This is a genomic window from Hymenobacter bucti, from assembly GCF_042681145.1.
Classification (GTDB): domain Bacteria; phylum Bacteroidota; class Bacteroidia; order Cytophagales; family Hymenobacteraceae; genus Hymenobacter; species Hymenobacter bucti.
In genome coordinates this window covers 744,474-768,926 of sequence record NZ_JBHUFD010000003.1, presented here as the reverse complement: position 1 = coordinate 768,926, position 24,453 = coordinate 744,474, and the positions used below count along the sequence as shown (strand labels likewise).

The window sequence follows — 24,453 nt, the reverse complement described above, 5'->3', positions numbered from 1 at the left end:
GAGCAATCGAACCTACTCGCGGACTGAAAGTCCGCGCTACGGTGCAGGTGCTACCCTGCCGAAATGAAAATCGCCACTCCATTTTGGTAGGGGTGGGGCCGGCGGCCTAGGTGCTAATGAAAAAATAAGAATCTGAAAATCAAGGATAAATAGCCGCAAGCGGCCGGCTGGCCCGGCGCTTGCCGCCAGTGGCCCGAGCTGAATAAGCGCTGGCCACTCGGCCTGTGCGGCTATTAGCCCCCGGCCTGGCGCGGTTGCGCCGGCCGCGGGGCACAGCCGGGAAGTCCCGGCATTCCTTCCTTTTTTTTCTTAGTACACCTAGCCCATGTTACCGCTGCAAATTGCTGACGAGTTGACGATTGTTTTCCCCGGCCTGGGGCGCGAGCTGCACGCCCCGGCCACCATGGCCAGCCTGGCCGCCCAGCTGGCTCGCTTCGCCGCCTTCACCCGCGGCGCCCTACGGGGCGAGCAGCTCGGCTTGCTCGAGCACTGTTTCACGGTGGCCGACCGCTTGCTTCAGCAGGCTGATGACGAGCTGGTTGCCGCTTTCCAGGATGCCTACTTCCCCTGCCTGCACCTCGATGTGCAGCCCTGCGGCGAGCGCCTGGCCCGCCAGTTGATGCCCGTGGCCCTGTACCTCAGCTACGCCCGCTACCAGTACGTGGCGGCCCACCGCCCCGCCTAGGCGCGTCCTTTTGGTAGGGTGCCCCTACCAAAATGGAGCGGTGCCCTCTAGAGCGGCCCGCCCGCTAAAGTCGTTTTTTACTTTTTAAGTAATTAGAAATCAATAAACTATAAAAGGGTAGGGGCGGGGCCGGCCAGTTGGGTCCGGCATTGGCAGAGGAGCTGGTACGGCGCTGCCCGGCGCTCCTCTTACGCTCTTCTCTTTCACCTCACGCGCTTGCTGCTTATGTCTGCTGCCCTAATGATTCCGCTGCTAACGGCCTCCGGCCTGGCCGGCTTCTGGCTCTTTTACAAGTCGATACATTTTTTCGACAACATCTAACCCCCGCCGTTGCGCCATGATGCTCGCCCTCTTTTTCTTATCGGTCGCCGTGTTTGGCTACCTGGTGTACGTGCTGCTGAAGCCCGAAAAGTTTTAATCCCATGACCTCTTCGTTACTTGGCATTGCCGCCATTTTCCTGCTGACGCTGGTGCTGGCCCTGCCCCTGGGGCGGCTGCTAGCCCGCGTGTTTCAGGGCGAGCGCAATGCCCTCGATTTTATGGCCCCGGTGGAGCGGGGCATCTTCCGGGCGGCCGGCATCGACCCCACCCGCGAAATGAGCTGGCAGCAGCACCTGCTGGCGCTGCTGGCTCTCAACGTGGTGTGGTTCCTGTTTGCCATGCTCATCCTCTGCACCCAGGGCAGCCTGCCGCTCAACCCCGACGGCAACCCCTCGATGAGCCCCGATTTGGCGTTTAATACCGCCATTTCCTTCCTCGTCAACTGCAACTTGCAGCACTACTCGGGCGAGTCGGGCGCCACCTACCTCTCGCAGACGGTGGTGTTTAGCTTCTTCCACTTCATTACGGCCGCCACTGGCATTGCGGCTGCTGTGGTGGTGTTCAACGGCTTGCAAACCCGTACCACCGAGAAGCTGGGCAATTTTTACAACTACTTCGTCAAGAGCATCACGCGGCTGCTGCTGCCGATTGCGCTGGTGGTGGCGCTGGTGCTGGCCTTCCAGGGCACGCCCATGAACTGGCAGGGCAAGCAGGCCGTGGTGACGGTGCAGGGCGACAGCACCTTCGTGAGCCGCGGCCCGGTGGCTTCGCTGGTGGCCATCAAGGAGCTGGGTACCAACGGCGGCGGCTACTACGGCGCCAACTCGGCCCACCCGCTCGAAAACCCCACCTACCTCACCAACGTGGCCGAGAATGTGAGCATGATGCTCATTCCCTTCGCCCTGATTTTCGCCCTCGGCTATTACCTCAAGCGGCCCCGGCTGGCCTGGATGATATTCGGGGTGATGACGGTGGGCTTCCTGGCCCTGCTGGCCCCGGCCGTGTACTATGAACTGCACGGCAACCCGGCCATCACCAAAATGGGCGTTGACCAGGCCCTGGGGGCGATGGAGGGCAAGGAAGTGCGCCTAGGCGCTGCCGCCTCGGCCTTCTGGGGCATCGCCAACACGGTCATCAGCTGCGGCTCGGTCAACTCCATGCACGACTCGCACATGCCCCTGACCGGCATGGTGGAGCTGCTGGGCATGATGACCAACGCCTTCTACGGCGGCTGCGGGGTGGGCTTGCTCAACTTCTTCGCCTACCTCATCATCGCCGTGTTCATCGCCGGCCTGATGGTGGGCCGCACGCCCGAGTTTCTGGGTAAGAAAATCGAGGCCCGCGAAATGAAAATCGCCGTGCTTGTGACCCTGCTGCACCCGCTGCTCATTCTGGCCGGCACGGCCCTCACCACCCACCTCTACGCCGGCAACCCCACCGAGTACGCCGGCTGGCTGGCCAACCCCGGTTACCACGGCTTCTCGGAAATACTCTACGAGTTCACCTCCTCGTCGGCCAACAACGGCTCGGGCTTCGAGGGCCTGGGCGACAACACGCCCTGGTGGAACATTTCGACCGGCGTGGTGCTGCTGCTCTCGCGCTACCTGCCCATCATCGGGCCGGTGGCCATAGCCGGCCTGCTGGCCCGCAAAAAGGTGGTGCCCGAGGGCGCCGGTACGCTGCCCGCCGACACGGCTACCTTCGGCGTCATGGTGCTGGCGGTCATCGTCATCATTGCCGCGCTGGCCTTCTTCCCGGCGTTGGCCCTGGGGCCGCTGGCCGAGCATTTTACCCTGTATTAGTCTAACGTGGCGCCTCACCCCCTAGCCCCCTCTCCGAAAAGGAGAGGGGAGACTAGCTCTAATTCCAGTTTTTAGTCTCACGTTTTTATCGCCTCCCCTGGCTGGTTTCTAGAGCTAGAAGCTAGTTCCCCTCTCCTTTTCGGAGAGGGGCTAGGGGTGAGGCGTCACGCCTGCCCGGCTCTCTTTAAAATGGCAACCCAATCGCAATCCTTATTTCAGCCCGCGCTGATGGCCGAGGCCACCAAGCAGGCGTTCGTTAAGCTCGACCCGCGCATCATGTTCCGCAACCCGGTGATGTTCACCGTGGAGCTGGGCACGGTGGTCATGCTCGTGGTCACCCTAGGGCTGCTGGTGCGGCCCGACGCCGCACAGGGCAGCTTCGGCTACAACTTCACGGTCTTTCTCGTGCTGCTGCTCACGCTCCTATTTGCCAACTTTGCCGAGGCCATCGCCGAGGCGCGGGGCAAGGCCCAGGCCGACTCGCTGCGCAAAACCCGCCAGGACACGCCCGCCAAGGTGCGCCAGCCCGACGGCAGCTTCACGAGCGTGAGCTCGGCGCAGCTCCAGAAAGGCCAGGTGTTCGTGGTGGAGGCCGGCGAGATTATCCCCACCGACGGCGAGATTATCGAGGGCCTGGCCACCATCGACGAGTCGGCCATCACCGGCGAGTCGGCCCCGGTTATCCGCGAGTCGGGCGGCGACAAATCCTCCGTGACGGGCGGCACCAAGGTGCTCTCCGACCGCATCGTGGTGGAGGTGACGGCCGCCCCCGGCGAGTCGTTCCTCGACAAGATGATTGCGCTGGTGGAAGGCGCCTCGCGGCAGAAAACGCCGAATGAGATTGCCCTCACGATTCTGCTGGCCGGCTTCACGCTGGTGTTCATCATCGTGTGCGTGACCTTGCAGCCCTTCGCCCGCTACGCTAATACGCCCATTGCGGTGGCCTCGTTTATCGCCCTGTTTGTGTGCCTGATACCGACCACCATCGGCGGGCTGCTCTCGGCCATCGGCATTGCGGGCATGGACCGGGCACTGCGCGCCAACGTGATTACCAAGAGCGGTAAAGCCGTGGAAACGGCCGGCGACATCGACGTGCTGCTGCTCGACAAAACGGGCACCATCACCATCGGCAACCGCAAGGCGACCCACTTCTGGGCCGCGCCCGGCGTGAGCGAGGGCGAGCTGATTGAAGCCGCCACGCTGAGCTCCTTTCACGACGAAACGCCCGAGGGCAAGAGCATCGTGGAGCTAGCCCGCCAAAACCGCCGCCTCGACGAAGACCACCTGCGCGAGCGCGCCCTAGGCAGCGAGCCCATCAAGTTCACGGCCGAAACCCGCAGCAGCGGCGTGACCCTGGCCGGCGGGCTGCGCATCCGCAAGGGCGCTTCCGACGCCATCCGCACCCAGGCCAACGCCGCCGGCCAAATCTTCCCGCCCGAAACCACCGAGCGCGTGGCCCTGGTGGCCAACAACGGCGGCACGCCGCTGGTGGTGAGCGAGAACGACCGCATCCTAGGCGTGGTCGAGTTGCAGGACATCATTAAGCCCGGCATTCAGGAGCGCTTCGAGCGGCTGCGCAAAATGGGCATCAAAACCGTGATGGTGACCGGCGACAACCCGCTCACCGCCAAGTTTATCGCCGAGAAAGCGGGCGTTGATGACTTCATCGCCGAGGCCAAGCCCGAGGACAAGATGCAGTACATCCGCCGCGAGCAGCAGAGCGGCAAGCTGGTGGCCATGATGGGCGACGGCACCAACGACGCGCCCGCCCTGGCCCAGGCCGACGTGGGGGTGGCCATGAACTCGGGCACCCAGGCCGCCAAGGAAGCCGGCAACATGGTGGACCTCGACAACGACCCCACCAAGCTCATCGAGGTGGTCGAAATCGGCAAGCAGCTGCTCATGACCCGCGGCACGCTCACCACCTTTTCGATTGCCAACGACGTGGCCAAGTACTTCGCCATCGTGCCCGCGCTGTTTATGGTAGCCATTCCGGGCCTGCGGGCGCTCAACATCATGGGCCTGCACTCGCCGCAGTCGGCCATCCTGAGCGCCGTTATTTTCAACGCGCTCATCATTCCGGCCCTGGTGCCGCTCGCCCTCAAGGGCGTGGCCTACACGCCCATCGGGGCCTCGGCCCTGCTGCGCCGCAACCTGCTCATCTACGGCCTAGGCGGCGTTATCGTGCCCTTCATCGGTATTAAGCTGCTCGATATGGTAGTGGGCATGTTTGTGTAAAACCGTCCGTCATGCAGAGCGCAGCGAAGCATCTCGCTCTGTTGCTAGCGTAATAATTACTGCACCACGCGAGATGCTTCGCTGCGCTCTGCATGACAGTCAAAAAAACCAACCCAACCTCATGAAATCTCAATTCTTGCCCGCCGCCCGCCTGACCCTAGCCCTGCTGGTGCTGTGTTGCGTGGTGTATCCAGCCCTTGTGTGGGCCGCCGCCCAGCTGGCTCCCGGCCACGGCCAGGGCGAACAAATCGTCCGCAATGGCCGCCTGGTGGGCTTCGCCAACGTGGGCCAGAAGTTTACCGAGGCCCGCTACTTCAGCTCGCGGCCCTCGGCCGTGGACTATCACGCCGACGGCTCGGCCGGCTCCAACAAAGGACCTAGCAACCCTGATTACCTCAAGGACGTGCAAGCCCGCCTCGACACCTTTCTGGTAAAAAACCCCGGCGTGCGGGCCGCCGACGTACCGGCCGAGCTCATCACTGCCAGCGGCTCGGGCCTCGACCCCGACCTTTCGCCCCAGGGCGCGCTGGTGCAGGTGCCCCGCGTGGCGGCGGCCCGCCACCTCGACGCGGCCCGCGTGCGTACCCTGGTGCAGCAGCATACCGCCGCCCACCTGCTGGGCCCCAGCACCGTGAACGTGCTCCAGCTCAACCTGGCCCTGGACGCGCTGGCTAAGTAAGCCCGAGCATACTATTTTGCTTGCTCCCGCCGCGGGGCGGGCACTTTCCCTCCCTTTTTGGCAAAGCCCGGCGCCTTGCCCCGATTCATGAAAAAGTTTTTACTGCCCGCGCTGGCCACCCTTTGCACAAGCGCCGCGCTGGCCCAAACTGCCCCCACCAACGACCCCAACCTGGCCGTGCCGGCCCCGGCGGCGCCCACCGTGCCCGCGCCCCCGGCCGGCCCGCTCACCACCTACGGCTTCGTGGATGCCTACTACGGCTTCGATTTCAACCACGCCAATACCAACGTGCGGCCGGGCTTCCTCTACTCGCACAACCGCCAAAACGAGTTCACGGTCAACAACGCCATCCTGGGCATGCGCTACGACGACGGCAAGGTGCGCGGGGCGCTCGGCATCCACGCCGGCACCTACGTGAGCGCCAACTACGCTGCCGAGGACCAGGTGCTCAAGCACATCTACGAGGCCTACGCAGGCTTCCGGCCGTTTGAGAAGGCCTGGCTCGACCTCGGGATTTTTGGCTCGCACATCGGGTTCGAGTCGGCCATCTCGAAGGATAACTGGACGCTGACGCGCTCGCTCATGGCCGAAAACTCGCCCTACTACCAGGCCGGCGCCCGCTTCACCTACGAGGTTAGCCCCAAGCTCACGCTGACCGCGTTGGTGCTCAACGGCTGGCAAAATATCCGCGAAACCAACCAGGGCAAGGCCCTAGGTACCCAGATTCAGTGGAAGCCCAGCGACAAGTTGCTTATCAATAGCAGCACGTTTTACGGCAACGAGCAGCCGCAGGACTCGCTCAAGCGCCGCCGCTACTTCCACGATTTTTACGTGACCTACGCCGCCACCGAGCGCCTCAACCTGGCCCTGGTTTTCGACGTGGGCAAGCAGCAGAGCGAAGGCCGCCGCGGCTACGATACCTGGCACACGGGGTCGGCCTTTGTCAAGTACAAGCTGGCCGACAAGTTCTCGACCACCCTGCGCGGCGAGTACTACAACGCCGACCGGGGCGTGATTATCAGCAGCATTATGCCCGCCGCCCTCGACGCCCGCTTTCTGGCCGGCGGCACCTCGCTCAACCTGGACTACCTGCCGACGCCCAACGTGGCCTTCCGGGTAGAAGGCCGCTACCTGCGGGCGCAGCAGGCTATTTTTCAGCACGATACCGGCAACAGCCGCAACTACGGCAACCTGACGACTAGCGTAGCGCTGTCGTTTTAACCTGTCGAGCGTCAACCTCACCCCCTAGCCCCCTCTCCTTGGGGAGAGGGGGGACTAGCCCTAGTTCTAAAAAAATAATGCCTAGAACTAGAGTTAAAAACTAGTTCCCCCTCTCCCCAAGGAGAGGGGGCTAGGGGGTGAGGTTACACGCCAGAAAGGCCAATATACTACATTGCTTCACCCCATGCCTCCTTCTGACGACTCCCAGCGCGACGCGTCGGCCGAGCGCTTTCTGCGCCTGGTGCAGGGCAAGCGGCGCGGCACGCTCAAAATCTACCTAGGGCTGGCCGCCGGCGTGGGCAAAACCTACCGCATGCTGCAAGAGGCCCGCGAGTTGCAGCAGCACGGCCTGGACGTGCTGCTGGGCTACGTGGAAAGCCACGGCCGGGCCGGCACAGTGGCCCAGCTCGGGGGCCTGCCGCTGCTGGCGCGCAAGCAGGTGTTTTACAAGGGCCACGCCGTGGAGGAGATGGACCTCGACGCCATCGAGCAGCGCCGGCCGCAGGTGGTGATAGTGGACGAGCTGGCCCACAGCAACGTACCTGGCTCGCGCCACGAAAAGCGCTGGCAGGACGTGGAGGAGCTGGTGAGCCGCGGCATCTCGGTGATAACGGCCGTGAACGTGCAGCACCTGGAAAGCCTGCACGACCAGGTGCTCAAAATAACGGGCCAGGATGTGACCGAGCGCGTGCCCGACCGCCTGCTCAAGGCCGCCGACGAGGTCATCAACGTGGACCTGACCGTGGGCGAGCTGCGCGCCCGGCTCGAAGAAGGCAAAATCTATGACCCGGCCAAGGTGCCCACCGCGCTGGCCAATTTCTTCCAGGCCGAAAACCTCTTGCAGCTGCGCCGGCTGGCCGTGCGCGAGGTGGCCCAGCTGCTGGGCCGGCAGGTCGAGACCAGCGCCGGCGGCTCGGAGGCCGTGCCTGCCCAGCGCCGCAACGACGACCGGCTGCTGGCCTGCATCAATGCCAACGAGCGGGCCGCCAAGGAGATAATTCGGAAGACCTCGCGCCTGGCCGACCAGCTCGGGGCCGCCGCCTGGTACGTGCTCTACGTGCAAACCAGCCGCGAGAGTGGCGACCGCATCGGGCTGGCCACCCAGCGCCACCTCATCAATAACTTGCAGCTGGCTACCGAGCTTGGGGGCCAGATTTTGCGCGTAAAAAACGACGACGTGGTGCGGGCCATTCAGCAGGTGGCCCTCGACAAGCATGCGACCCTGCTGGTCTGCGGCCTCACCAGCCCCAAGGGCGCATGGCAGCGGCTCCACCGCGGCGGCGTGACGCAGGATTTGCTGGCCGCCGTGGCCGGCGATGCCCAGGACCTCGACGTGTTTCTGGTCAATTACTGAGGGCTGTCGCCAGACTCTAACTGCTGCGTCTCTACTTCTTACAGCAGCTGTCCACTACCGCCTAGGTGCCTTTTGCTCCGCTATTTAGCTCGTTACCCATGAACCTGAAAACCAAGATTACGCTCGGCTACGTGGCCCTGCTGGCCCTGCTGCTGGCCCTGGGTGGCTACGCCTATTATTCGGTACACCGGCTCGAAGCCGCCTCGCGCAACACTCTACAAGCCAACTTTTACTCGGTCGAGTTGGGCCAGCGGATGCTGCGAGACCTCGACCGTATCGAGCAGGCCCCGGCCGACTCGGGCGGGCTGGCCGGCTTCCGGCGCAGCCTCACCCGCGAGGCCGGTAACATCACCGAGCCCGGTGAGCAGCGCGTGGTGGACGAGCTGACCCAGACCCTGGCCGCCTACCAAACCCGCCGCGCCGAGCGCGCCCCGGCCGAAACCCAGCGGGCCGTCATCTACCAGCTGCGCGACCAGACCCAGCGCATGATGACCATCAACACTCAGGCGCTGGTGCAGAAAAACGCGCGCACCAATGAGCGCGCCACCCAGGCCGGGCGCTACCTGCTGGTCTTCGCGAGCCTGAGCTTGCTGGTGGCCCTGATGTTTGTGCTGAGCGTGCCCGAGGCCGCCGTGGGGCCGCTGCGCAAGCTCACCAACGCCCTGGAGCACGCCACCGACCAGGATTTTACGGCCACCATCCCGGTCGAAAGCCAGGACGAATACGGGCGCGTGGCGCGCGCCTTCAACCGCATGCTGGTGCAGTTGCAGGAGTACCGCAGCTCCACGCTGGCTGGCCTCGTGACCGAGCGCAATCGCGTGCAAAGCATCGTGAACAGCCTCGATGAGGGCTTGCTGGTGCTCGACGAGGAGCGCCGCATCATCCTGGTCAACCCCACCATGAGCGAACTGCTGAGCGTGCCCACCGCCGCGCTGCTGGGCCAGCCCGCCGCCGACGCCGCCCGCGCCAATGACCTGCTGCGCACCATGCTGCGCCCCCTCGAAGGCAGCCACCCCGAAGCGGCCGTGGCCGACGCCCCGCTGCTCACCATCACCCGGCAGGGCGAGGAAGTGTACTACCGCCTCGACGTGCAGGACCTGGTTTCCTTCAACGAGGCCCGTCAAAAAACCGAGTTCGTGGGCCAGATTCTGACCCTGCGCAACGTGTCGGACTTCAAGAAACTCGACCAGGTGAAGTCCAACTTCCTGGCCACCGTGAGCCACGAGCTGAAAACGCCGCTCAACAGCATTAGCTTGAGCTTAAAGCTGTTGCAGGACGAGCGCATCGACCAGGAGGAGCGCCAGCAGGTGGCCAGCGGCCTCACCCGCGAAACCCAGCGCATGCAGCGCATCGTGGCCGAACTGCTCGACGTGTCGCGCCTGGAGGCCGGGGCCGGCATTCAGCTCGATTTCGCGCCCACGGCCCTGGCCGAGGTGGCCCGCTTCGCCGCCGACACCGTGCAGGTGCAGCTCGAAAGCAAAATCCTGGAGCTGCACCGCGACCTACCCGCCGACCTGCCCCCCGTGCGGGCCGACATCGAGAAAACCACCTGGGTACTCATCAACCTACTGGCCAACGCCATCCGCTACTCGCCACCCGGCGAAACTATCACCATCCGGGCCGAGCGCCAGGGCAAGTTCGTGCGCCTAGGCGTGCAGGACCAGGGCCCGGGCATCGCCCCCGAGCACCACGAGCGCATCTTCCAGCGCTTCGCCCAGATTCCCGACAAGGCTGGCTACAAAGGCGGCTCGGGCCTGGGCCTGAGCATCGCCCGCGAGTTCATCACTACCCAGGGCGGCCGCCTCTGGGTCGAGAGCGACCTAGGGTCGGGCAGCACTTTTTATTTTACATTGCCGGTGGCCTAGGGGTGCTAGGAGGTGCACCGTTGGCTAGTTATTCATGCTTCCACAAAAAAGCCCCGACCTGACCGGCCGGGGCTTTTTGTTGCAACCTAATTAAAACAGCCCTTGTCCATCAAACATATTTATGGCAGGAGTCAAATGCTTCATTCTATCAGGACCAAAATAAGTTATAGAGTCCAAGATTAAATCATCGTGTCCTGCGCTTTTTAGATTCTCATACAAAGAAGGGGCCATACACCATGATTTACCTCTAGTAATTAGAATATCACTTATTAATTTAAATTTGCTTTTGTTATCAATCGAATTTATGGATTTAATAGGAACACCGCATATTTCTTGCATATTTTCGTCATAACCAATTACAACTATGAGTTCATTAGCGGTAGGTATTAGATTAAAAGTACCTAGAGGCCCAGTAAACCTATATTGAGATGCATCACCAATAGAAATGTAATCAGGTTTCCAAGCTAATAGTTCGTTTGCCTCCGCTCCATTTAGAACAGTATGATGTGGCCCACCAATTATAGCGGAATGAGCAAGTTTTACTAATGGAAGGCAGAAGACAAGATAGTTAAAAACATAATCAGTTGCACCACCGAACAAAAAGGATTCTAATCGATATCTAAGTTCATAATTAGAACGCAATTGCACAGCCTGCGGCAATTGAGCATCTCGGCAATACATTCTTGCTTCTCTAGTAACATTAGCACTAGTACGGACTTTAGTATAGAATGCTATATTATACTCTTGCTTACATATATCGCGCATTAGTGCTCTATATGTAAGCAAAGTTTGATTGCGCCTATTAGTAAAATCACGCGGCCCTACTTCTAAAGAAGAAAATAGATTTCGGTCGCACTCGGGGCAAAATCCCCAAAATGCTACTTCGTTACTTTTCGTGACACCCGCTTTAACAAAATCATAAATTTTCCTTGTTTTATCTTGTTTAAAATAATCATTATACCTGAGTTCTATTATCTCTTTACCATTACCTATATCTTCACTAACATAATTTAATATCCCATTCTTTTGCAAAATATGAGATTTAATAGCTTGAGCTGAGTTTGGGCAATGTGGATTATAACAGAGATGGCTCTGCCTCAACCCTTCGCTACGCCAAGCCCACAATCGTTGCGCTATTGAATTAGTTAAAAGCAGTTTCTTTATTAGTTCACCCATACTGCATTATTTATTTAACCGACTTTACTTACTTCCCAAACCACTTCCCCCACTGCTCACCGTGACGCCCGCACCCAACGGTGCGCCCACGACCGCCACCAGTACCCAACCATCCTCCTGCCCCACGCCTGTATAGCGCTGGCCAATGCGCAGGCCCTTGAAGCCGTCGAAAGCGGTGGTGCCGGTTTCGCCGACATAGATGCGGGTTTCAGTCATGACGTTAGTTAAGGCAAAATGAGTGCTTCCACCAGAGCCCAGTTGCCGGGCGAACCGTGACAGGTTCGGTGGGTAGATAAGCACTATCGCGGCTGGCCCGGCCGCGCGCTATGAGCGACAGCCCCCGTAGGGTCGACTTATTAGGTAGCGAGAAGTAGGGCATAGTGGGGTAGTAGGGGGCTAAAAGAAGCTTTTAGGCACACTAACAAAAAGGCCGTTGCAAATCTATGATTTACAACGGCCTTTGCCTACATTGAGCCCCCAGTCGGACTCGAACCAACGACCCTCTGATTACAAGTCAGAAGCTCTACCAACTGAGCTATGGAGGCTTAATCGTGGTGCAAAAGTAAGGCGCAAACGCTTTAAGCCAAACAAAAAGCAACAAAAAAGCGAGCGCCCAGGAGTGCTCGCTTTTTTAGTAACTGAGACTGAGCGACTAGCTGCGCAGTTGCTTCAGTTGCTTTTTGAGTTTGTCGATGCGCAGGCGGCTTTCGTCCATGCGGCCTTGGTACTCGGTACGCAGCTGGTCGGCGTTCTTGGAGCGGCCAAAGAAGTCGAGGTTGGTTTGCAGCGTGGCCACGTCGTTCTCGAGTTCCTGGATTTCGCGGCGCAGGCCGGTTTCCTTGCGGGTGAAGGCCTGCTGCCCCTGGGGGCGGGCCTTGAGGCGGGCAATCTCCAGTTGGAAGAGCAGGTCGTCGCGGTCGGCGGGGGTGATGCCGGCCGTCTGGTCGAGGTACTTGCCCATGAGGGTGAGGAACTGCTCCTCGCCGCGGTCCGACGTGCCGGCGCCTTCGCCGTCCAGGGTCTGCCAATCGGCGGCCAGGGCGCGGAAGCCTTCCAGGGTGCCGGGCTCGGCGGGCGAGAGGGCGGCTACCTGCTGGCCTACTTTGTCGAGGCGGGCTACTTGCTCAGTGCTGGCGGCCGTTTGGCGCTCTTCGCGCTGGCGGGTTTCCTGCTTAGGGCGCTCAAATACGCTGTCGCAGGCGGCCCGGAAGCGCTTCCAGATTTTGTCGGCTTGCTTTTCGGGCACCCGGCCAATGTCCTTCCACTCCTTCTGCACCCGGATGATGATGCCGCGGGCCTCCTCAAAATCGGCGCTCTGCTGGGCTGCTTCGGCCTGCTCGATGAGGGCGTACTTGGCTTGCAGGTTGGTATTCTTCTCCGAGTCGAGGCTCTTGAAGAAGTCGTTCTTGTGGTTGAAAAAGGCTTTGTAAGCGTTCCAGTACTGCTTGTTGAGCTGGTCGGCCTGGGCGCGGGGCACGGGGCCGGCGGCTTCCCATTCCTTCTTGATTTCCTGAAGCTCGTCGGTGCGCGAGCGCCACTCGTTCACGCGCTCGGTGGCGAAGTCGGCGAAGGGCAGCACGCGGGCCAGCAGGGCCTGCTTGATGGTCAGGTTGTCCTTTTCCTGGGCCGAGCGCACGTCCACAAACTCCTTGCGGCGCAGGTGAATGGCTTCGGACGCGGCCAGGAAACGCTGCCACAGCGGCTCGCGCTGCTCACCCGGTACTGGACCAATGTGCTTCCACTCGTCGTGCAGCTTCTTGAGCTCGTCCAAGGCTTTGTTGATGCCGGGCGCGCCTTGCAGGGCTTCGGCGCGGGCAATAAGGACTTCTTTGGCCTCCTGGTTGCGGCGGCGGTCCAGCTCCTTGAGCTCGTAGAAACGGCCCTGGTTGGCGTAGTAGCGGTCGAGCAGGCCGTGGTAGGTGTTCCAGGTTTCCTGGCTGTCGGTCTGGGGCACGGGGCCGGTGGCCTTCCAGTCGGCTTGCAGCTGCTTGAGCTTCTGCGAGCTGTCCTTGGTTTCGGCGCTTTCGACCAGCTGGCGCAGCTGACCTAGGAGTTCCTGCTTGCGGGCCAGGTTCTGCCCGCGGTTCTGGTCCTCGGTTTTGGCGTCGCGGGCGCGGCCCTCGCGGAAGTCTTGCAAAGCTTTGTTGAGCTCGGCCTGGCTGGCGGGGGGCTGGAAGCTGAACTCCTGGGGCGCGTTGGCGTCCTCGGCCAGCTTCTGGCGTGAGGCGGCGCGGGCGGCAGCCACGTTGGTTTCGTACTGGCGGTTGAGGTCGAAAATCTGCTGGCGGTTGCGGCGCGCATCGGGGCGCTGCAACAGGCCCACCAGGTAGGTAGCCTGGCTGTCGAGGTCGAGCTCGGCAAAGTCGGGGGCCGGCGTTTCGGGCACGTAGTCGTCAGCCTCTTCGCTGGTCGCTTCTTCCGAGTGCTCGGGGTGCTCGGTTTCGGCCCCTAGGTGGGCTAGCTCGGCCTGGTGCGCCTCGGCCGCCGAATCGGTAGCGGAGGTGGGCAGCGTGGCTACTACGTCGGGCATGTTGTCGATGTCCTCGGCGCGGGCCAGCGTTTGCACGGGGGCCGCCTCGTCGGCGGGCGCGGGCGTCGGCTCTGGCGTAGACTCGGTGGCGACGGGCTCCTCGCTGGTGAGGGCCTCCGCTTCGTCCTGCTGGGGAGCGGGTAGCTCGGCCGCTACCTCCTCGGTGGGCGCGGGGGCTTCGGCTGCCGCGGGGGCATCGGCCGTTTGCAGCGCGTCGGTGGGGGTAGGGGCATTGACCGGAGCCGGGACGGGCACACCGGTGGCTTCGCTCAGGCCGGGCTCGGAGAGCAGCGGGTCGGCTTCGGTTTGAGTGGCGCCGCCGCCGGGGGGCACGGCCGCTTCGGCGGGCGTATCGCTGAGGGCGGGGGCGGCGGGGCTAGCCGCGGGCTCGGGCGTGGCAGCATCGGCCGGGGCGTCGTCCTGCTTGGACCGAATTTCGGCCAGGCGGGCTTCCAGGATGCTCATGCGGTCGGCCGGCGTGCCCTCGGGGGGCGTCGACGCAGCGGGGGTAGGGGTTTCTTCGGGTAGCATATACAAAAACAAAAGCCGGCTCCCAGCCCTAGGTCAGGAAAGTGAAAAACAGGGGGCGGAAACCGGACGCAGGTCAGAAATCGAGAAAAACTAGTTGAGCCGAGGGTCGAGCGGATAATTGGACAGCGCCCGGAAGCGGCCGCCTTTTTCGCGCAAGATGCCCCGCCAGAACGCATCAGACTCCAAAGTAAATACTTTCCCGGCACTAGCGGGCTGCCGAATCCAAGAACCCCGCTCAATCTCCTCCTCCAGCTGGCCCGCCGACCAGCCCGAATAGCCTATAAATAAGCGTATACTACTGGGTTCGATATCCCCACTGTTTATCAGACCGATAAGCACGTCGAAATCGCCTGACCAGTACACGTCCTGGCCTAGGGGCTGGGCGCCGGGCAGGTCGGCCCGCTGGTGCAAAAAATGCAGCGTATCGGGCTGCACCGGCCCGCCGATGTAGAGGGGCAGGGCCGCCGCGGGGCCCGCCGCGCCGAGGGGCAGCGTGAGCACCTGCCCGAGGGTAGCTTCGGTGAGGCGGGTGAGTACCAGGCCAAACGCGCCCTCGTCGGGGTGGTGGCGGCAGAGCACCACCACGCTGCGCTCAAAGTTGGGGTCGCCCAGGAAGGGCTGCGAAATGAGGAGGGTTCCGGGCTTCATAAGACGGCATTACGGAGTAGGCACTACGCAGGGTCGGGCCAGATAGTGCCCTAGGGGCAAATTTTTAGCCCGCCGCGGGCCGCTACCTTTGCCCGGCGGCCGCGGCATCTGCTTTCTGCGGCGCCCGCTCCTTGCCCATGACCGATGCCGAATTAGCCGACCTGCGCCAAACCTACACCCAGCGCACGCTGCTCGAAGCCGACGTGCAGCCCGACGCCGTGCGGCAGTTTCGGCAGTGGCTCGACGAGGCCGTGGCCGCCCAGCTGCCCGAGCCCGCCGCCCTCACCCTGGCCACCGTGGATGCCGCCACCGGCCAGCCCAGCCAGCGCGTGGTGCTGCTCAAAGGCCTGCCCGACGATGCCGGCTTTCTGTTTTACTCCAATTACGACTCGCAGAAAGGCCACGAGCTGGCGGCCCAGCCGCTGGCGGCGCTCAACTTCTTCTGGCCCGGCCTCGAGCGCCAAGTGCGGGTGGAAGGCCGGGTCGAAAAAGCTTCGGAGGAGGTTTCGACCGCTTACTTCAAGAGCCGGCCGCGCAGCAGCCAGGTGGGCGCCTGGGCCTCGCCCCAGAGCCAGGTTATCGAGAGCCGGGAGGAACTGGAGCAGCGCGAGCACGAAGTAGCCGACCGCTTCGCCGACCAAACGCCCCTGCCGCGCCCGCCGCACTGGGGCGGCTACGTGCTGCGCCCCACGCGCATCGAGTTTTGGCAGGGCCGCCCCAGCCGCCTGCACGACCGCCTGGTGTACGAGCGCGCCGGCGAGAGCTGGAAAATCAGCCGCCTGGCACCGTGATTTTCATTTAACAAGTAGCAATTATCATTTAACAGGCTGAACAGGCACGTTATCGTTGCCGTAGGTCGGCCATTACTGTTGAGTGCTATTTGGGAGGCTGTTAAATGATAAATGTTACTTGTTAAATGAAACGTGGCTGAAATTCAACCCGTGCGCGGCTGGCGCTATAGCCCGGCCCTGAGCGCCGAGATAGACGAGGTCGTGTCGCCGCTGTTCGACGTGGTGAGCGTGCGCCAGCGCGAGGCGCTCTACCAAAACCCGCTTAATTCCATTCACCTCTCGGTGCCGCGGGCCGAGGGCGACGTGCCGCCTCACGAGGCCGCTGCCCGACGGCTAGCCGCGTGGCAGGCCGCGGGCGTGCTGCGGCAGGATGGTCTGCCGGGTATCTACGTGTACTACCAGTACTTCCGGCTGCCCGGCACCGAGCGCGAGCTGTGCCGCAAGGGTTTCATGGCCCACATCCGGGCCTACGACTGGAGCGAGGGTGTGGTCTTGCGCCACGAAAACACGCTGCCCGCCGCTGTCAATGACCGCGCCGAGCTGCTGGCGGCCCTGCGCTTCCAAACCAGCGCCACCCACGGCCTGTACCGCGACGAGGCGTTTGAGTTGGAGCAGCTTATGGACGAGGCCATCCTGGACCCGCTCTGCCAGACCGAGGAAGACTACCAGGGCGCCCGCGACGTGCTGGCCGTTATTCAGGACGCCGGCTCCATCCGGCGCTTTCAGCAGGCGCTGGCCGGGCAGCAAATCATCCTGGCCGATGGGCACCACCGCTACGAGGGCTCGCTGGCCTATCGGCAGGCGCGCGAGCTGGCCGCCGGCCCCGGCGGCTACACCGGCCGCGAGCCCTGGAACTACCACCTCATGTACCTCACCAACGCCGCCAGCGACGACCTGCGCATCCTGCCCACCCACCGGGTGCTGCGCGAGCTGCCCGGCAACCTCAGCGACGAAGCGCTGCTGGCCCGGCTGGCCACTTACTTCGTGGTGCAGCCCCAGGCCGAGGCCCAGGATTTGCCCGAGCTTATTGCCGGCCGGCGCTGGGCCTTCGGGCTCTACCTAGGCAATGGGGCGGCCTACAAATTGCGCCTGCGCCCCGAGGTGCACGCCGAGCTAAGTTGGGCTACGACGCCCGAAGTCAAAGACCTCGACTTGACGGTACTGCACTTTTTCGTGCTCGAAAAAGTGCTCGGCATCGTGGGCCCCGACGCGCAGCGCACCTGGCCGGGCGTGGCCTACGTGCGCGGCCTAGCCGAGTGCCTGCAGCAGGTAGACCGCGGCGAGGCCCGCGCCGCCTTCCTCACCAACGAAGTGACGATGGCCCAGGTCGAAGCCGTGTGCCACTCGGGCGCCGTGATGCCGGCCAAGTCTACCTTTTTCTACCCTAAAACCCTAGCGGGCCTGCTCTTTACTAGCTTAGAAGACGGGGCCAATGCGTCGGTATTCGAGCGGTATTTTTTGGCCGAGCAGCCCTAGGTTCCCCTTAGCGAGTAGCCAGGCGGTGAATACTAACCACTTGAAACGACCTAAAAGCTACCTGTCTTTGCTTCGCTGCGCTCGCAAGGACAACCATATTTGCTAGCTCAAACAGCATCTAAGCACTACTCATGAAACTGATTCTTGCCTCCGGTTCGCCGCGCCGCCGCCAGCTGCTCACCGACCTCGGGTTGGCCTATGAAATCCGGCTGCGCGAGGTTGACGAAAGCTTTCCGGCCGACTTGCGCCGGGCCGAAATAGCCGAGTACCTGGCTCGTCGCAAGGCTGCCGCCTACCGCGCCGACCTAGGGGCCGATGAGGTGCTGCTCACTGCCGACACCATCGTGTGCCTCGATGACGATGTGCTCAACAAGCCCGCCGATGCAGCCGAGGCCCGCCAGATGCTCACCCGCCTGCAAGGCCGCGCCCACCAAGTGTACACCGGCGTGTGCGTGCTGCCCGGCGACGGCCGCGAGCCAGTGGTATTTGCCGACGAAACGACCGTGTACTTCCGGGCCATGAGCGAGGCAGAAATTGCCTTCTACGTGGCCAATTACCACCCGCTCGACAAAGCCGGCGCCTACGGCGCCCAGGACTGGCTGGGCTTGGTCGGCATCGACCGGCTCGAAGGCTCATACTTCAACGTCATGGGCCTGCCCACGCACCGCGTGTGGGCGGCGCTGCAAGCGTTTTTGTAGCGCGGACGCTGCGAGTCTGCGTATATTATCACCAGTTGACCACTCACTGCGCGGACTCACAGAGTTCGCGCTACAGCAGCCCCTGAAAAAACGCATCCGTGAAATCGGGCGCGAAGTGCCGCACGTTAATTAACCCGGCGAAGTCGCTTTCGGGGTGCGTGGTGGTGAGTACCACGGCGTCCATGCCGGCGCGGGCGGCGGCTTCCACGCCCTTGGGCACGTCTTCGAAGACGAGGCAGTCGGCCGGGGCCACGCCGAGCAGCGCGGCCGCTTTAAGGAAGGTTTCGGGGTGGGGCTTGCTCAGGGTCACGTCGTCGGCGCTCACGATGGTGGGGAAATACGAGCGTAGGTTCAGCCCATCGACCACGAAGTCGATGTTGAACGGGATGGCCGCCGAGCCGATGGCCAGCGCGATGCCGCGCGCGCGGGCGACGGCCAGAAACTCGGCCAGCCCCGGCAGTAGCCGCAGGTGCGGCCGAAACTCGTCCTGGTAGCGGGTTTCCTTGGCTAGCGAGAGGCGCTGTACTTCTTCGGCCGTGAAGTGGTCGGGGCCAAACATGCGTTCGAGCACCTCCTGGTTTTTGCCGTACATCTGGGGCTTCACCTCGTCCCAGCTAAAATTGCCGCCTAGCTCGTGGTTGAAAATGTGCTGCCAGGCCTGGGTGTGGTAGTCCATGTCGTGGACCATCGTGCCGTTGAGGTCGAAAATAAATGCTTTCATCCCCGGCTAAACCGCCCCCGGCGCGTCTCGGTTGCGAAAACCCGCGCCCGCCCACCTAGGCGCCTAGTGGCCGCGCGCCAGCAGCGCGATGCCGGCCACTATCAGCAGCAGGCCGCCGGCCTGCCCCAGGGTCAGGGCCTCGCGTAAGACCACCAGCCCCAGTAGCGCCGCCAGCAGTACCGAGCCGCCCACGATAACCGGCGTGCCCACCGAGGCCGGCACCCCGCGCTTAAACACCACAAACGTTAGGATTTCGGCCAGCCCCACGCTCAGCCCGGCCAGCGCCGCCAGCCCCAGCCCCTTGCCCGAAATGGCCATCGGCTGCTCTTGCAGCTTGAGGCGCACGAGCCACGCCGCGCCCAGCCCGGCGGCCACTAGTTGCAGCACTACCGCGCCCACGGCGGGTGGCAGGTGCTCGGCCGCCAGCTTGATAAAGAAATTGTAGCCCGCCAGGCACAGCGCCGTGACCAGGGCCAGGGGAAGCCAATTCATAAACCAGGTTGGGTCGTGTAGCCACGCAAGATATGCAATGCCTGCCGCATGGCGTCGGCATCCAGGCCCAGCAAGGGTTTGGTAATAACGCATCGGCTTTTAATTGCGTTTGGTAAGCCGTGGAGCGAAAGGTCGTCGTCAAGAACCACGTAGTTGGCCGGGGCGTCGGCTTGGGCCACCCACGCTGCAATCTCGCTGGCGCGAGAGCCAGTCGGGGGTAGGGTAGAGCGGTCATTCACCTTCATAATGGCCGAGGGCAAGAGGCCCCGCGTGCGAAGAAACGTTGCCCATTGCGCCAGCGAGTAGTTGATGCGGTGCGAAGTCGTTAGGACCACGGCGGCGTTGGTTTCGGCGAGGATGGTAGCTAGGTTCGCAGTGGCCCGCTCATTGAACCTAAAGAAACCATCGGGCTCGGTTTCCACCGCTCGCCAGGCTGGCGTGGTAATTAAAACTCCATCTAAATCGAGTAGAATGACCATGCGTTAGGTAGTTGGTGCCGTCCAAATTACGACTTTGGCCTTTGCCCGTGCTACCCGCCAAAGCCGCCCGGGTCGCCCTTAAGCTGGTTGTCGGGGGTGCTGGCGGGCTTTTTGGTACCTAGGAACCAGGAGAAGCTGAGGTAGCCCACGCGCGTTTCGTACTTGGTTTGCAGGTTGGCGGTGAGGCCGGCGGCTTCTAGTTGGGTGTACTGGCGGCGCGTGTTGAAGACATCGCTCACGCGCAGCGTGAGGGCAGCCCGGTCGCCGAGCAGGCGCTGGCGCAGGGCCACATCGACCCCGTACACGGCCAGCAGGCGGCCCTGCGGCACCACCAGCGGGGCGCGGTAGTTGCCGCTGAGCTGGATGGCCAGGGTCTTGGTCGGGCTAAAGGTGTTGAGCACGTAGGCCGTGCCGGTGAAGTTGGCGCGCGTGCCGTCGCCGGCGTAGCTGGCCACTTGGCTGCGGTAGAACGAGCCGTTGGCGATGAGCTTCCACCACGCAGCCACGGGGTGCGTCAGCGAGAGCTCTAGGCCGTAGTTGGTGGTGCGGCCTAGGTTGGCGTAGCTGGTGCGGGCGATAAAATCTGGCTGGCCGCTGAGGCGGGTTGCCACCGTATCAATGGTGCGCAGGCTCTGGATGGCCTGGTTGGTAAAACGCCCGAAGAGCGTCGTGCTCAGCGTCGTGGCCTTCCAGGTTGCCTGGTGGCCCAGCTCGGCCACGTGCACGTACTCGGGGCGCAGGTCGGGGCGGCCCACCACGTAGTTGCGCGCATCGGAGTAGATGGGCAGGGCAACGATTTGCAGAAAATTGGGTCGGTTCAAACGGCGCGCGTAGCTGAATTGCAGGCGCTGGTCGTGGGGCAGGGTGCGCGCCATTGTGGCCGACGGAAACAGGTTAAAAATGCGCTGGCTAGCCGAGCCGCTGGGCTGCACCTGCGCCCGCAGCCCGGTAAACTCGGCCCGCAGGCCCGCCTGGTAGTCCCAGGGGCCGGCTTTGTGCTGGTAGGTGCCGTAGCCCTGCGGAATAATCTGCTGGTACTGGTAGCGGTACGAGCCGGCCTCCTGCGGCACAAACTCGCCGCCCGCCGCCGGCTGCACGGCGTAGTCGGCGGTGCCGGGCGACAGTAGCGCGTCGGTTTTCAGGCCCGCGCCCCAGCGGCGCTTGTCGCCCAGGGGGTGCACGTAGTCGAGCTGCGCCGAGGGCATGCGGATGGTGACGTCGAGCAACTGCCGGCGCGCCTGCCGGGCGTAGCTGGCCGGCCCGTCGAGCACGCGCTGCTCGGTGGTTACGGTGCCGCCATCCAGGGTGTAGGTGGCGCTGGCCGTGAGCTCGCGGCCGGGCTGGGCGGCCCAGGTGCGGCGGTAGCTGCCCGAAAGCCGGCCGTAGTATAGGTCGTCCATTTCCAGGTTTTGGTTGTGCAGGGCGATGGCCGGGTCGGCGTCCCGGGTCAGGCGGGTTGCAAAGTCGCTGGTCTGGGGTAGGTTATTCTTGTAGACCTCGGCGCTCAGGCTGAAGCGCTGCTGGTCGCTGGGGGAGTAGTCGAAGCCTAGCTGCAGGTCTTTGCTGGTTTGGTGGCGGGTGGTTTGGCCGGTTTGGTCGGTGCGGGTGGTGCGGCCCTCGGCCGTGGCCACCTGCTGCAAGGCCGCGCTGCCCCGGAACCAATTACTGACCCCGTTGGCGCTGCCGAAGAAGTTGAATTTGCCCGCCTTGCGGCTGAGGTTGAGCGCAGCGTAGTACTTGTCGCGGGTACCTAGGGAGGCCAGCGCGTCGCCGTTCCAGCCGTCCTTTACCTGTTTTTTCTGCACCAGGTTGATGATGCCGCCCGCACCCTGGGCCGAGTACCGGGCTCCGGGATTGGTAATGACCTCAATGGTTTCGAGGCGGCTGGCGGGCAGCTGGTCGAGGCGCAGGCTGCTGGGCGCGGGCTTGCCATCGAGGTAGAGCGTGACGCCCGAGTTGCCGCGCAGGCTCACCTGCCCGTTCTCATCCACGGCCACGGACGGTACTTTTTGTAGTACGTCGGCGGCCGTGCCGCCCGCGCTGTTCAAGTCCTTGCTCACGTTGATAACCTTCTTATCCAGGTCATCCACCAAGGCGGCTTTTTCGCCCTGTACTACCACGCTGCCAAGCTGCACGGCCGCTGGCGATACTAGCCACTCGCCCAGGCGCACTACCGGGGTAGGGGCTGCCAGCGTAAGGGGCCGGCCGGCGGGCCGGTAGCCCAGCGCTTCGGCCCGCAGCAGGTAGCGCCCCAGCGGCACGCTAGCCAGCGCGAAGGTGCCGTTTGCCGCCGTTTGGGTGTTGGCCACCACGATTGAGTCGGGTAAGCGCCGTAGCAGCACGTTGGCAAAAGGCAACGGCTGGCGCGTGCCCTGGTCGAGGAGCGTGCCCGATACCTCCCCTAGGGTTTGCGCCGCGAGCGAGCCCGGCAACAGGCCCACTGCCACTGCCAGGAGCGCGAGCCAGCGCCGCCCAGTTGGGCGAATGGCTGATAAGCAACTGGTAAGCAGCTGGCGCAATACAGGGTTCAGTATTGTGCTGGGCCTGGCAACTGATTGAATAATAGTTTTAAGTGTCATGCAAGCTACCAGGTAATGCCTAGTAATCAGTGCTGAGTGTACCGGCTGATTCATCAGATTTGGGAGGGAGGTGACGAGAAAAGGAGGGTGAGCTTGGGGGGCAGGCTGCTTAGCCTAGCCGCTACTCCGGCATTGGCGAGGGCTGAACAGACTCAGAAGCGCCTAGTGGGCTTAGTCTTGGGCTGACGGAGAGTAGGAGTAGAGCCGCCTTGTAGTTGCTAAGCAACGTCAGATTCCAACTATTGCGTCTCTACGCTTGCTTGAAAGTGGGAGGGGTTTAGCTTAAATAATTGCTCAATCAGCCTGATGCAGGGCGCGCTTACTTCGCGCGGCGGCTCAGGAAGAGGTAGTAGGCCAGAAAGCCCAGAGCGGTGCTGAAGAGCAGAATAATGAGCGAATGGATACCTAGGGGTAAATAGTAATTGCACAACGCCAGGCCCGCGCCGCTGCTCGTGAGCAGCGCTATCCACTTCACGACCTTGTTTTGCTCGTCTTGCGGGCTAGGCAGCAGGCGCTCGACGATGCTGGCCGCCGGGGCGGCCGCCACTATCTGCCGTTTCAGCAGGTAGTTTAAAATCATTTTTATGGCGGCGATGATAAAGTAGCCTAGCAAAAAAAGCGCGAACGCGGGGAAAACGACCCGCCGCCAGAACTCCAGCGTATTCATATCCAGGGCCGGTACCGGGGTACTTTGGGCCGCGGCGCCCCCGGCGGCCAGACAGCAAAGCAGGAGCAGCAGAAAACTTTTCATAGGTCGGGTAGTGGGGGCGATACCGGATTAGACCGGCCGGTGCCGGTCAGGTTGCAAAAAATTACGAAAAAGCCAGTAGACGCAGCTGGCGGCGGTGCCGGGCCAGCAGTTCCAGGCACTGCCCGGCCACGAGGAAGGCGGCGACCAGCGCCAGCCCGGCCCCCAATCCGGTGGACACGTCCTGCAAAGCCATTCGCAGCGCGCTCCCAAACAAAGCCAGAAACGCGCCGACTCCCCCCAGCACCGGCACGGCCAGCCAGCAAAGCACCCACGGAAGAGCAGGCTGCGCCCTAGGAATAGCTACAGGTGCAGGCAATTGCGCCAGCACGCTGGCCGCGAGGTCGAAGTCAAAGGCCGGCAGCGGCAGTTGGGCCGCGGCCGTAAAGAGCTGCCGGTAGGTAGCCACTCGGCCCTGGCACAGGGGGCAGCCGCGCAGGTGGGCGGCTGCGGCGGCGGGCAGCAGCGCGGCCGCTTCCGCCGCTGCTTGCAGGGCGCGCTCAGAAAGGTGGGGGCTGGTCATAGGTCGGTGCGTTGGTAGCGGGCCAGCAGGTGCTGCTTGAGTTGCTTGCGCGCCCGGAAGAGGTAGTTTTTCACGGTGCCGTCGGGCAGGGAGGTTATCTGGGCTATCTCCTCGTAGCTCAGCTCCTGCTGGTGATACAAGGCGATGAGAGTGCGGTAGAGCGGAGGCAATTGCTCGATGGCCGCGCTCAGAATATCCGTTAGGTCCTGGTCGAAGAGGGCCGTTTCGGGGTCAGTTTCGGGGCCGGCTACCAGCGGAGGCGGGGCCCGGCGTCCATCTTCCACTGCCGCGGCTGGTGCGGGCTCGGTGGGGTCTAGTAGTACCAGCTGCTTTTTTTCTAGGTAGTGCAGGCAGGTGTTATAGGTGACCTGGCCGACCCAGGTCGAGAATTTGGCTTGAAACTTAAAGCCGGCCAGGTTCTTAAAAACCTTCAGATACACTTCCTGCGCAAGGTCGGGGCGGTCGGCGGGGTGCCGAATCATTTTGAATACTAGCTGCGTGACTAGCCCTTGCGTGCGTTGCACCAGCTGCCCAAACGCCGCCGTATCGCCGCCCAGCACCTGTGCCACCAGCTGCTGGTCAGTAAGAACGGAGGGAGGCTGGGTGCGCATCTACGCATGAGACCGGCTAGCCGGAATGATGTTGCACGTAGCGGGTAGCGGCGGGGGCCAAGTAGCTTTTGCCCTAGGTGCGTTGGGTAGGTCACCCGGCCTATGGTAGTTCTTGAAAAAGAGAAACCCCGACTATGCGAATAGTCGGGGTTTCTGAAGCGGGGGTTTGTTGCAACCCTTCACCTCACGCCTATATATTCCGGTAGTACCGGCGCGGGAATCCTTGTTCGTCGCTATACTATACTTCTGCCGAAAGAAGGTGAACGTGTACTTAAAGCACGTAAC

General features: G+C 62.8%; 22 protein-coding genes and 1 tRNA gene. 11 read left to right on the top strand and 12 right to left on the bottom strand.

What is annotated here, in order from left to right:
• Window positions 1–325 precede the first annotated feature (325 nt).
• From ACFSDX_RS10920 to ACFSDX_RS10885, 8 genes are all read left to right on the top strand, one after another.
• Window positions 326–685, top strand: coding sequence for a DUF7674 family protein (locus tag ACFSDX_RS10920; protein ID WP_382313423.1), 360 nt, complete (start codon window positions 326–328; stop codon window positions 683–685).
• A 337-nt stretch (window positions 686–1,022) separates the two neighbouring features.
• Window positions 1,023–1,103 (top strand): K(+)-transporting ATPase subunit F, encoded by an 81-nt coding sequence (kdpF, locus tag ACFSDX_RS10915; protein WP_382313795.1) that lies wholly within the window; start codon window positions 1,023–1,025, stop codon window positions 1,101–1,103.
• 4 nt (window positions 1,104–1,107) lie between these two features.
• Window positions 1,108–2,808, top strand: a complete 1,701-nt coding sequence (gene kdpA, locus ACFSDX_RS10910; protein WP_382313422.1) for a potassium-transporting ATPase subunit KdpA — start codon at window positions 1,108–1,110, stop codon at window positions 2,806–2,808.
• A 189-nt stretch (window positions 2,809–2,997) separates the two neighbouring features.
• Window positions 2,998–5,046 (top strand): potassium-transporting ATPase subunit KdpB, encoded by a 2,049-nt coding sequence (gene kdpB, locus ACFSDX_RS10905; protein ID WP_382313421.1) that lies wholly within the window; start codon window positions 2,998–3,000, stop codon window positions 5,044–5,046.
• Between the two features lie 121 nt (window positions 5,047–5,167).
• Window positions 5,168–5,725 carry a potassium-transporting ATPase subunit KdpC gene (gene kdpC / locus ACFSDX_RS10900; RefSeq protein ID WP_382313419.1) on the top strand — a complete coding sequence of 186 codons (558 nt, stop codon included), beginning with the start codon at window positions 5,168–5,170 and terminating at the stop codon, window positions 5,723–5,725.
• 87 nt (window positions 5,726–5,812) lie between these two features.
• Window positions 5,813–6,946, top strand: coding sequence for a porin (locus ACFSDX_RS10895; protein ID WP_382313418.1), 1,134 nt, complete (start codon window positions 5,813–5,815; stop codon window positions 6,944–6,946).
• Between the two features lie 184 nt (window positions 6,947–7,130).
• Entirely contained in the window at window positions 7,131–8,300 is a 1,170-nt protein-coding gene (locus ACFSDX_RS10890; RefSeq protein ID WP_382313417.1) for a sensor protein KdpD, read from the top strand.
• A 98-nt stretch (window positions 8,301–8,398) separates the two neighbouring features.
• On the top strand, window positions 8,399–10,165 hold the full coding sequence (locus ACFSDX_RS10885; RefSeq protein WP_382313416.1) for a HAMP domain-containing sensor histidine kinase: 1,767 nt from the start codon (window positions 8,399–8,401) through the stop codon (window positions 10,163–10,165).
• Window positions 10,166–10,255: 90 nt separating this feature from the next.
• Here ACFSDX_RS10885 and ACFSDX_RS10880 read toward each other — a convergent pair whose 3' ends face one another.
• From ACFSDX_RS10880 to ACFSDX_RS10860, 5 genes are all read right to left on the bottom strand, one after another.
• On the bottom strand, window positions 10,256–11,341 hold the full coding sequence (locus ACFSDX_RS10880; protein WP_382313414.1) for a hypothetical protein: 1,086 nt from the start codon (window positions 11,339–11,341) through the stop codon (window positions 10,256–10,258).
• Window positions 11,342–11,365: 24 nt separating this feature from the next.
• Window positions 11,366–11,557 (bottom strand): hypothetical protein, encoded by a 192-nt coding sequence (locus ACFSDX_RS10875; RefSeq protein WP_382313413.1) that lies wholly within the window; start codon window positions 11,555–11,557, stop codon window positions 11,366–11,368.
• Window positions 11,558–11,813: 256 nt separating this feature from the next.
• Window positions 11,814–11,886 (bottom strand) — tRNA-Thr (locus ACFSDX_RS10870).
• Between the two features lie 107 nt (window positions 11,887–11,993).
• Window positions 11,994–14,402 (bottom strand): DUF349 domain-containing protein, encoded by a 2,409-nt coding sequence (locus tag ACFSDX_RS10865; protein ID WP_382313412.1) that lies wholly within the window; start codon window positions 14,400–14,402, stop codon window positions 11,994–11,996.
• Between the two features lie 90 nt (window positions 14,403–14,492).
• Window positions 14,493–15,050, bottom strand: a complete 558-nt coding sequence (locus ACFSDX_RS10860; RefSeq protein WP_382313411.1) for a YqgE/AlgH family protein — start codon at window positions 15,048–15,050, stop codon at window positions 14,493–14,495.
• Between the two features lie 137 nt (window positions 15,051–15,187).
• Here ACFSDX_RS10860 and pdxH point away from each other — a divergent pair, with 137 nt between their 5' ends.
• The 3 genes from pdxH to ACFSDX_RS10845 all read left to right on the top strand — a co-directional run bounded on the left by pdxH (window position 15,188) and on the right by ACFSDX_RS10845 (window position 18,015).
• Window positions 15,188–15,841 carry a pyridoxamine 5'-phosphate oxidase gene (gene pdxH, locus ACFSDX_RS10855; protein WP_382313410.1) on the top strand — a complete coding sequence of 218 codons (654 nt, stop codon included), beginning with the start codon at window positions 15,188–15,190 and terminating at the stop codon, window positions 15,839–15,841.
• Window positions 15,842–15,973: 132 nt separating this feature from the next.
• Window positions 15,974–17,317 carry a DUF1015 domain-containing protein gene (locus tag ACFSDX_RS10850; protein ID WP_382313409.1) on the top strand — a complete coding sequence of 448 codons (1,344 nt, stop codon included), beginning with the start codon at window positions 15,974–15,976 and terminating at the stop codon, window positions 17,315–17,317.
• A gap of 131 nt (window positions 17,318–17,448) precedes the next feature.
• On the top strand, window positions 17,449–18,015 hold the full coding sequence (locus ACFSDX_RS10845) for a Maf family nucleotide pyrophosphatase (RefSeq protein ID WP_382313408.1): 567 nt from the start codon (window positions 17,449–17,451) through the stop codon (window positions 18,013–18,015).
• 70 nt (window positions 18,016–18,085) lie between these two features.
• On the opposite strand, the gene ACFSDX_RS10840 is transcribed toward ACFSDX_RS10845, so the two are convergent.
• The 7 genes from ACFSDX_RS10840 to ACFSDX_RS10810 form a co-directional block, all read right to left on the bottom strand.
• Window positions 18,086–18,736: an HAD family hydrolase gene (locus ACFSDX_RS10840; RefSeq protein WP_382313407.1), complete on the bottom strand. Its 651-nt coding sequence runs from the start codon at window positions 18,734–18,736 to the stop codon at window positions 18,086–18,088.
• Between the two features lie 63 nt (window positions 18,737–18,799).
• Window positions 18,800–19,228, bottom strand: a complete 429-nt coding sequence (locus ACFSDX_RS10835) for an EamA family transporter (RefSeq protein WP_382313406.1) — start codon at window positions 19,226–19,228, stop codon at window positions 18,800–18,802.
• Window positions 19,225–19,707 carry an HAD domain-containing protein gene (locus ACFSDX_RS10830; RefSeq protein WP_382313405.1) on the bottom strand — a complete coding sequence of 161 codons (483 nt, stop codon included), beginning with the start codon at window positions 19,705–19,707 and terminating at the stop codon, window positions 19,225–19,227. The genes ACFSDX_RS10835 and ACFSDX_RS10830 overlap by 4 nt, the downstream gene beginning before the upstream one ends.
• Window positions 19,708–19,757: 50 nt before the next feature.
• Window positions 19,758–22,226 carry a TonB-dependent receptor gene (locus ACFSDX_RS10825; protein WP_382313404.1) on the bottom strand — a complete coding sequence of 823 codons (2,469 nt, stop codon included), beginning with the start codon at window positions 22,224–22,226 and terminating at the stop codon, window positions 19,758–19,760.
• Window positions 22,227–22,605: 379 nt separating this feature from the next.
• Window positions 22,606–23,037 carry a hypothetical protein gene (locus ACFSDX_RS10820; RefSeq protein WP_382313403.1) on the bottom strand — a complete coding sequence of 144 codons (432 nt, stop codon included), beginning with the start codon at window positions 23,035–23,037 and terminating at the stop codon, window positions 22,606–22,608.
• A gap of 61 nt (window positions 23,038–23,098) precedes the next feature.
• Window positions 23,099–23,557 carry a hypothetical protein gene (locus ACFSDX_RS10815; protein ID WP_382313402.1) on the bottom strand — a complete coding sequence of 153 codons (459 nt, stop codon included), beginning with the start codon at window positions 23,555–23,557 and terminating at the stop codon, window positions 23,099–23,101.
• The gene (locus tag ACFSDX_RS10810; protein ID WP_382313401.1) at window positions 23,554–24,168 is read right to left on the bottom strand and encodes an RNA polymerase sigma factor; all 615 of its coding nucleotides are present in this window, start codon (window positions 24,166–24,168) and stop codon (window positions 23,554–23,556) included. The genes ACFSDX_RS10815 and ACFSDX_RS10810 overlap by 4 nt, the downstream gene beginning before the upstream one ends.
• Between the last annotated feature and the right edge of the window lie 285 nt (window positions 24,169–24,453).

Excerpts from the sequence above, each read along its gene's own strand:
- kdpF (WP_382313795.1), top strand. The coding sequence starts at position 1,023 with ATGATGCTCGCCCTCTTTTTCTTATCGGTCGCCGTGTTTGGCTACCTG.
- kdpA (WP_382313422.1), top strand. The coding sequence starts at position 1,108 with ATGACCTCTTCGTTACTTGGCATTGCCGCCATTTTCCTGCTGACGCTG.
- ACFSDX_RS10890 (WP_382313417.1), top strand. The coding sequence starts at position 7,131 with ATGCCTCCTTCTGACGACTCCCAGCGCGACGCGTCGGCCGAGCGCTTT.
- ACFSDX_RS10820 (WP_382313403.1), bottom strand. The coding sequence starts at position 23,037 with ATGAAAAGTTTTCTGCTGCTCCTGCTTTGCTGTCTGGCCGCCGGGGGC.
- ACFSDX_RS10865 (WP_382313412.1), bottom strand. The coding sequence starts at position 14,402 with ATGCTACCCGAAGAAACCCCTACCCCCGCTGCGTCGACGCCCCCCGAG.
- ACFSDX_RS10845 (WP_382313408.1), top strand. The coding sequence starts at position 17,449 with ATGAAACTGATTCTTGCCTCCGGTTCGCCGCGCCGCCGCCAGCTGCTC.
- ACFSDX_RS10885 (WP_382313416.1), top strand. The coding sequence starts at position 8,399 with ATGAACCTGAAAACCAAGATTACGCTCGGCTACGTGGCCCTGCTGGCC.
- ACFSDX_RS10830 (WP_382313405.1), bottom strand. The coding sequence starts at position 19,707 with ATGGTCATTCTACTCGATTTAGATGGAGTTTTAATTACCACGCCAGCC.
- ACFSDX_RS10860 (WP_382313411.1), bottom strand. The coding sequence starts at position 15,050 with ATGAAGCCCGGAACCCTCCTCATTTCGCAGCCCTTCCTGGGCGACCCC.
- ACFSDX_RS10880 (WP_382313414.1), bottom strand. The coding sequence starts at position 11,341 with ATGGGTGAACTAATAAAGAAACTGCTTTTAACTAATTCAATAGCGCAA.
- ACFSDX_RS10810 (WP_382313401.1), bottom strand. The coding sequence starts at position 24,168 with ATGCGCACCCAGCCTCCCTCCGTTCTTACTGACCAGCAGCTGGTGGCA.
- ACFSDX_RS10815 (WP_382313402.1), bottom strand. The coding sequence starts at position 23,557 with ATGACCAGCCCCCACCTTTCTGAGCGCGCCCTGCAAGCAGCGGCGGAA.
- pdxH (WP_382313410.1), top strand. The coding sequence starts at position 15,188 with ATGACCGATGCCGAATTAGCCGACCTGCGCCAAACCTACACCCAGCGC.
- kdpB (WP_382313421.1), top strand. The coding sequence starts at position 2,998 with ATGGCAACCCAATCGCAATCCTTATTTCAGCCCGCGCTGATGGCCGAG.
- ACFSDX_RS10875 (WP_382313413.1), bottom strand. The coding sequence starts at position 11,557 with ATGACTGAAACCCGCATCTATGTCGGCGAAACCGGCACCACCGCTTTC.
- ACFSDX_RS10920 (WP_382313423.1), top strand. The coding sequence starts at position 326 with ATGTTACCGCTGCAAATTGCTGACGAGTTGACGATTGTTTTCCCCGGC.
- ACFSDX_RS10895 (WP_382313418.1), top strand. The coding sequence starts at position 5,813 with ATGAAAAAGTTTTTACTGCCCGCGCTGGCCACCCTTTGCACAAGCGCC.
- kdpC (WP_382313419.1), top strand. The coding sequence starts at position 5,168 with ATGAAATCTCAATTCTTGCCCGCCGCCCGCCTGACCCTAGCCCTGCTG.
- ACFSDX_RS10835 (WP_382313406.1), bottom strand. The coding sequence starts at position 19,228 with ATGAATTGGCTTCCCCTGGCCCTGGTCACGGCGCTGTGCCTGGCGGGC.
- ACFSDX_RS10840 (WP_382313407.1), bottom strand. The coding sequence starts at position 18,736 with ATGAAAGCATTTATTTTCGACCTCAACGGCACGATGGTCCACGACATG.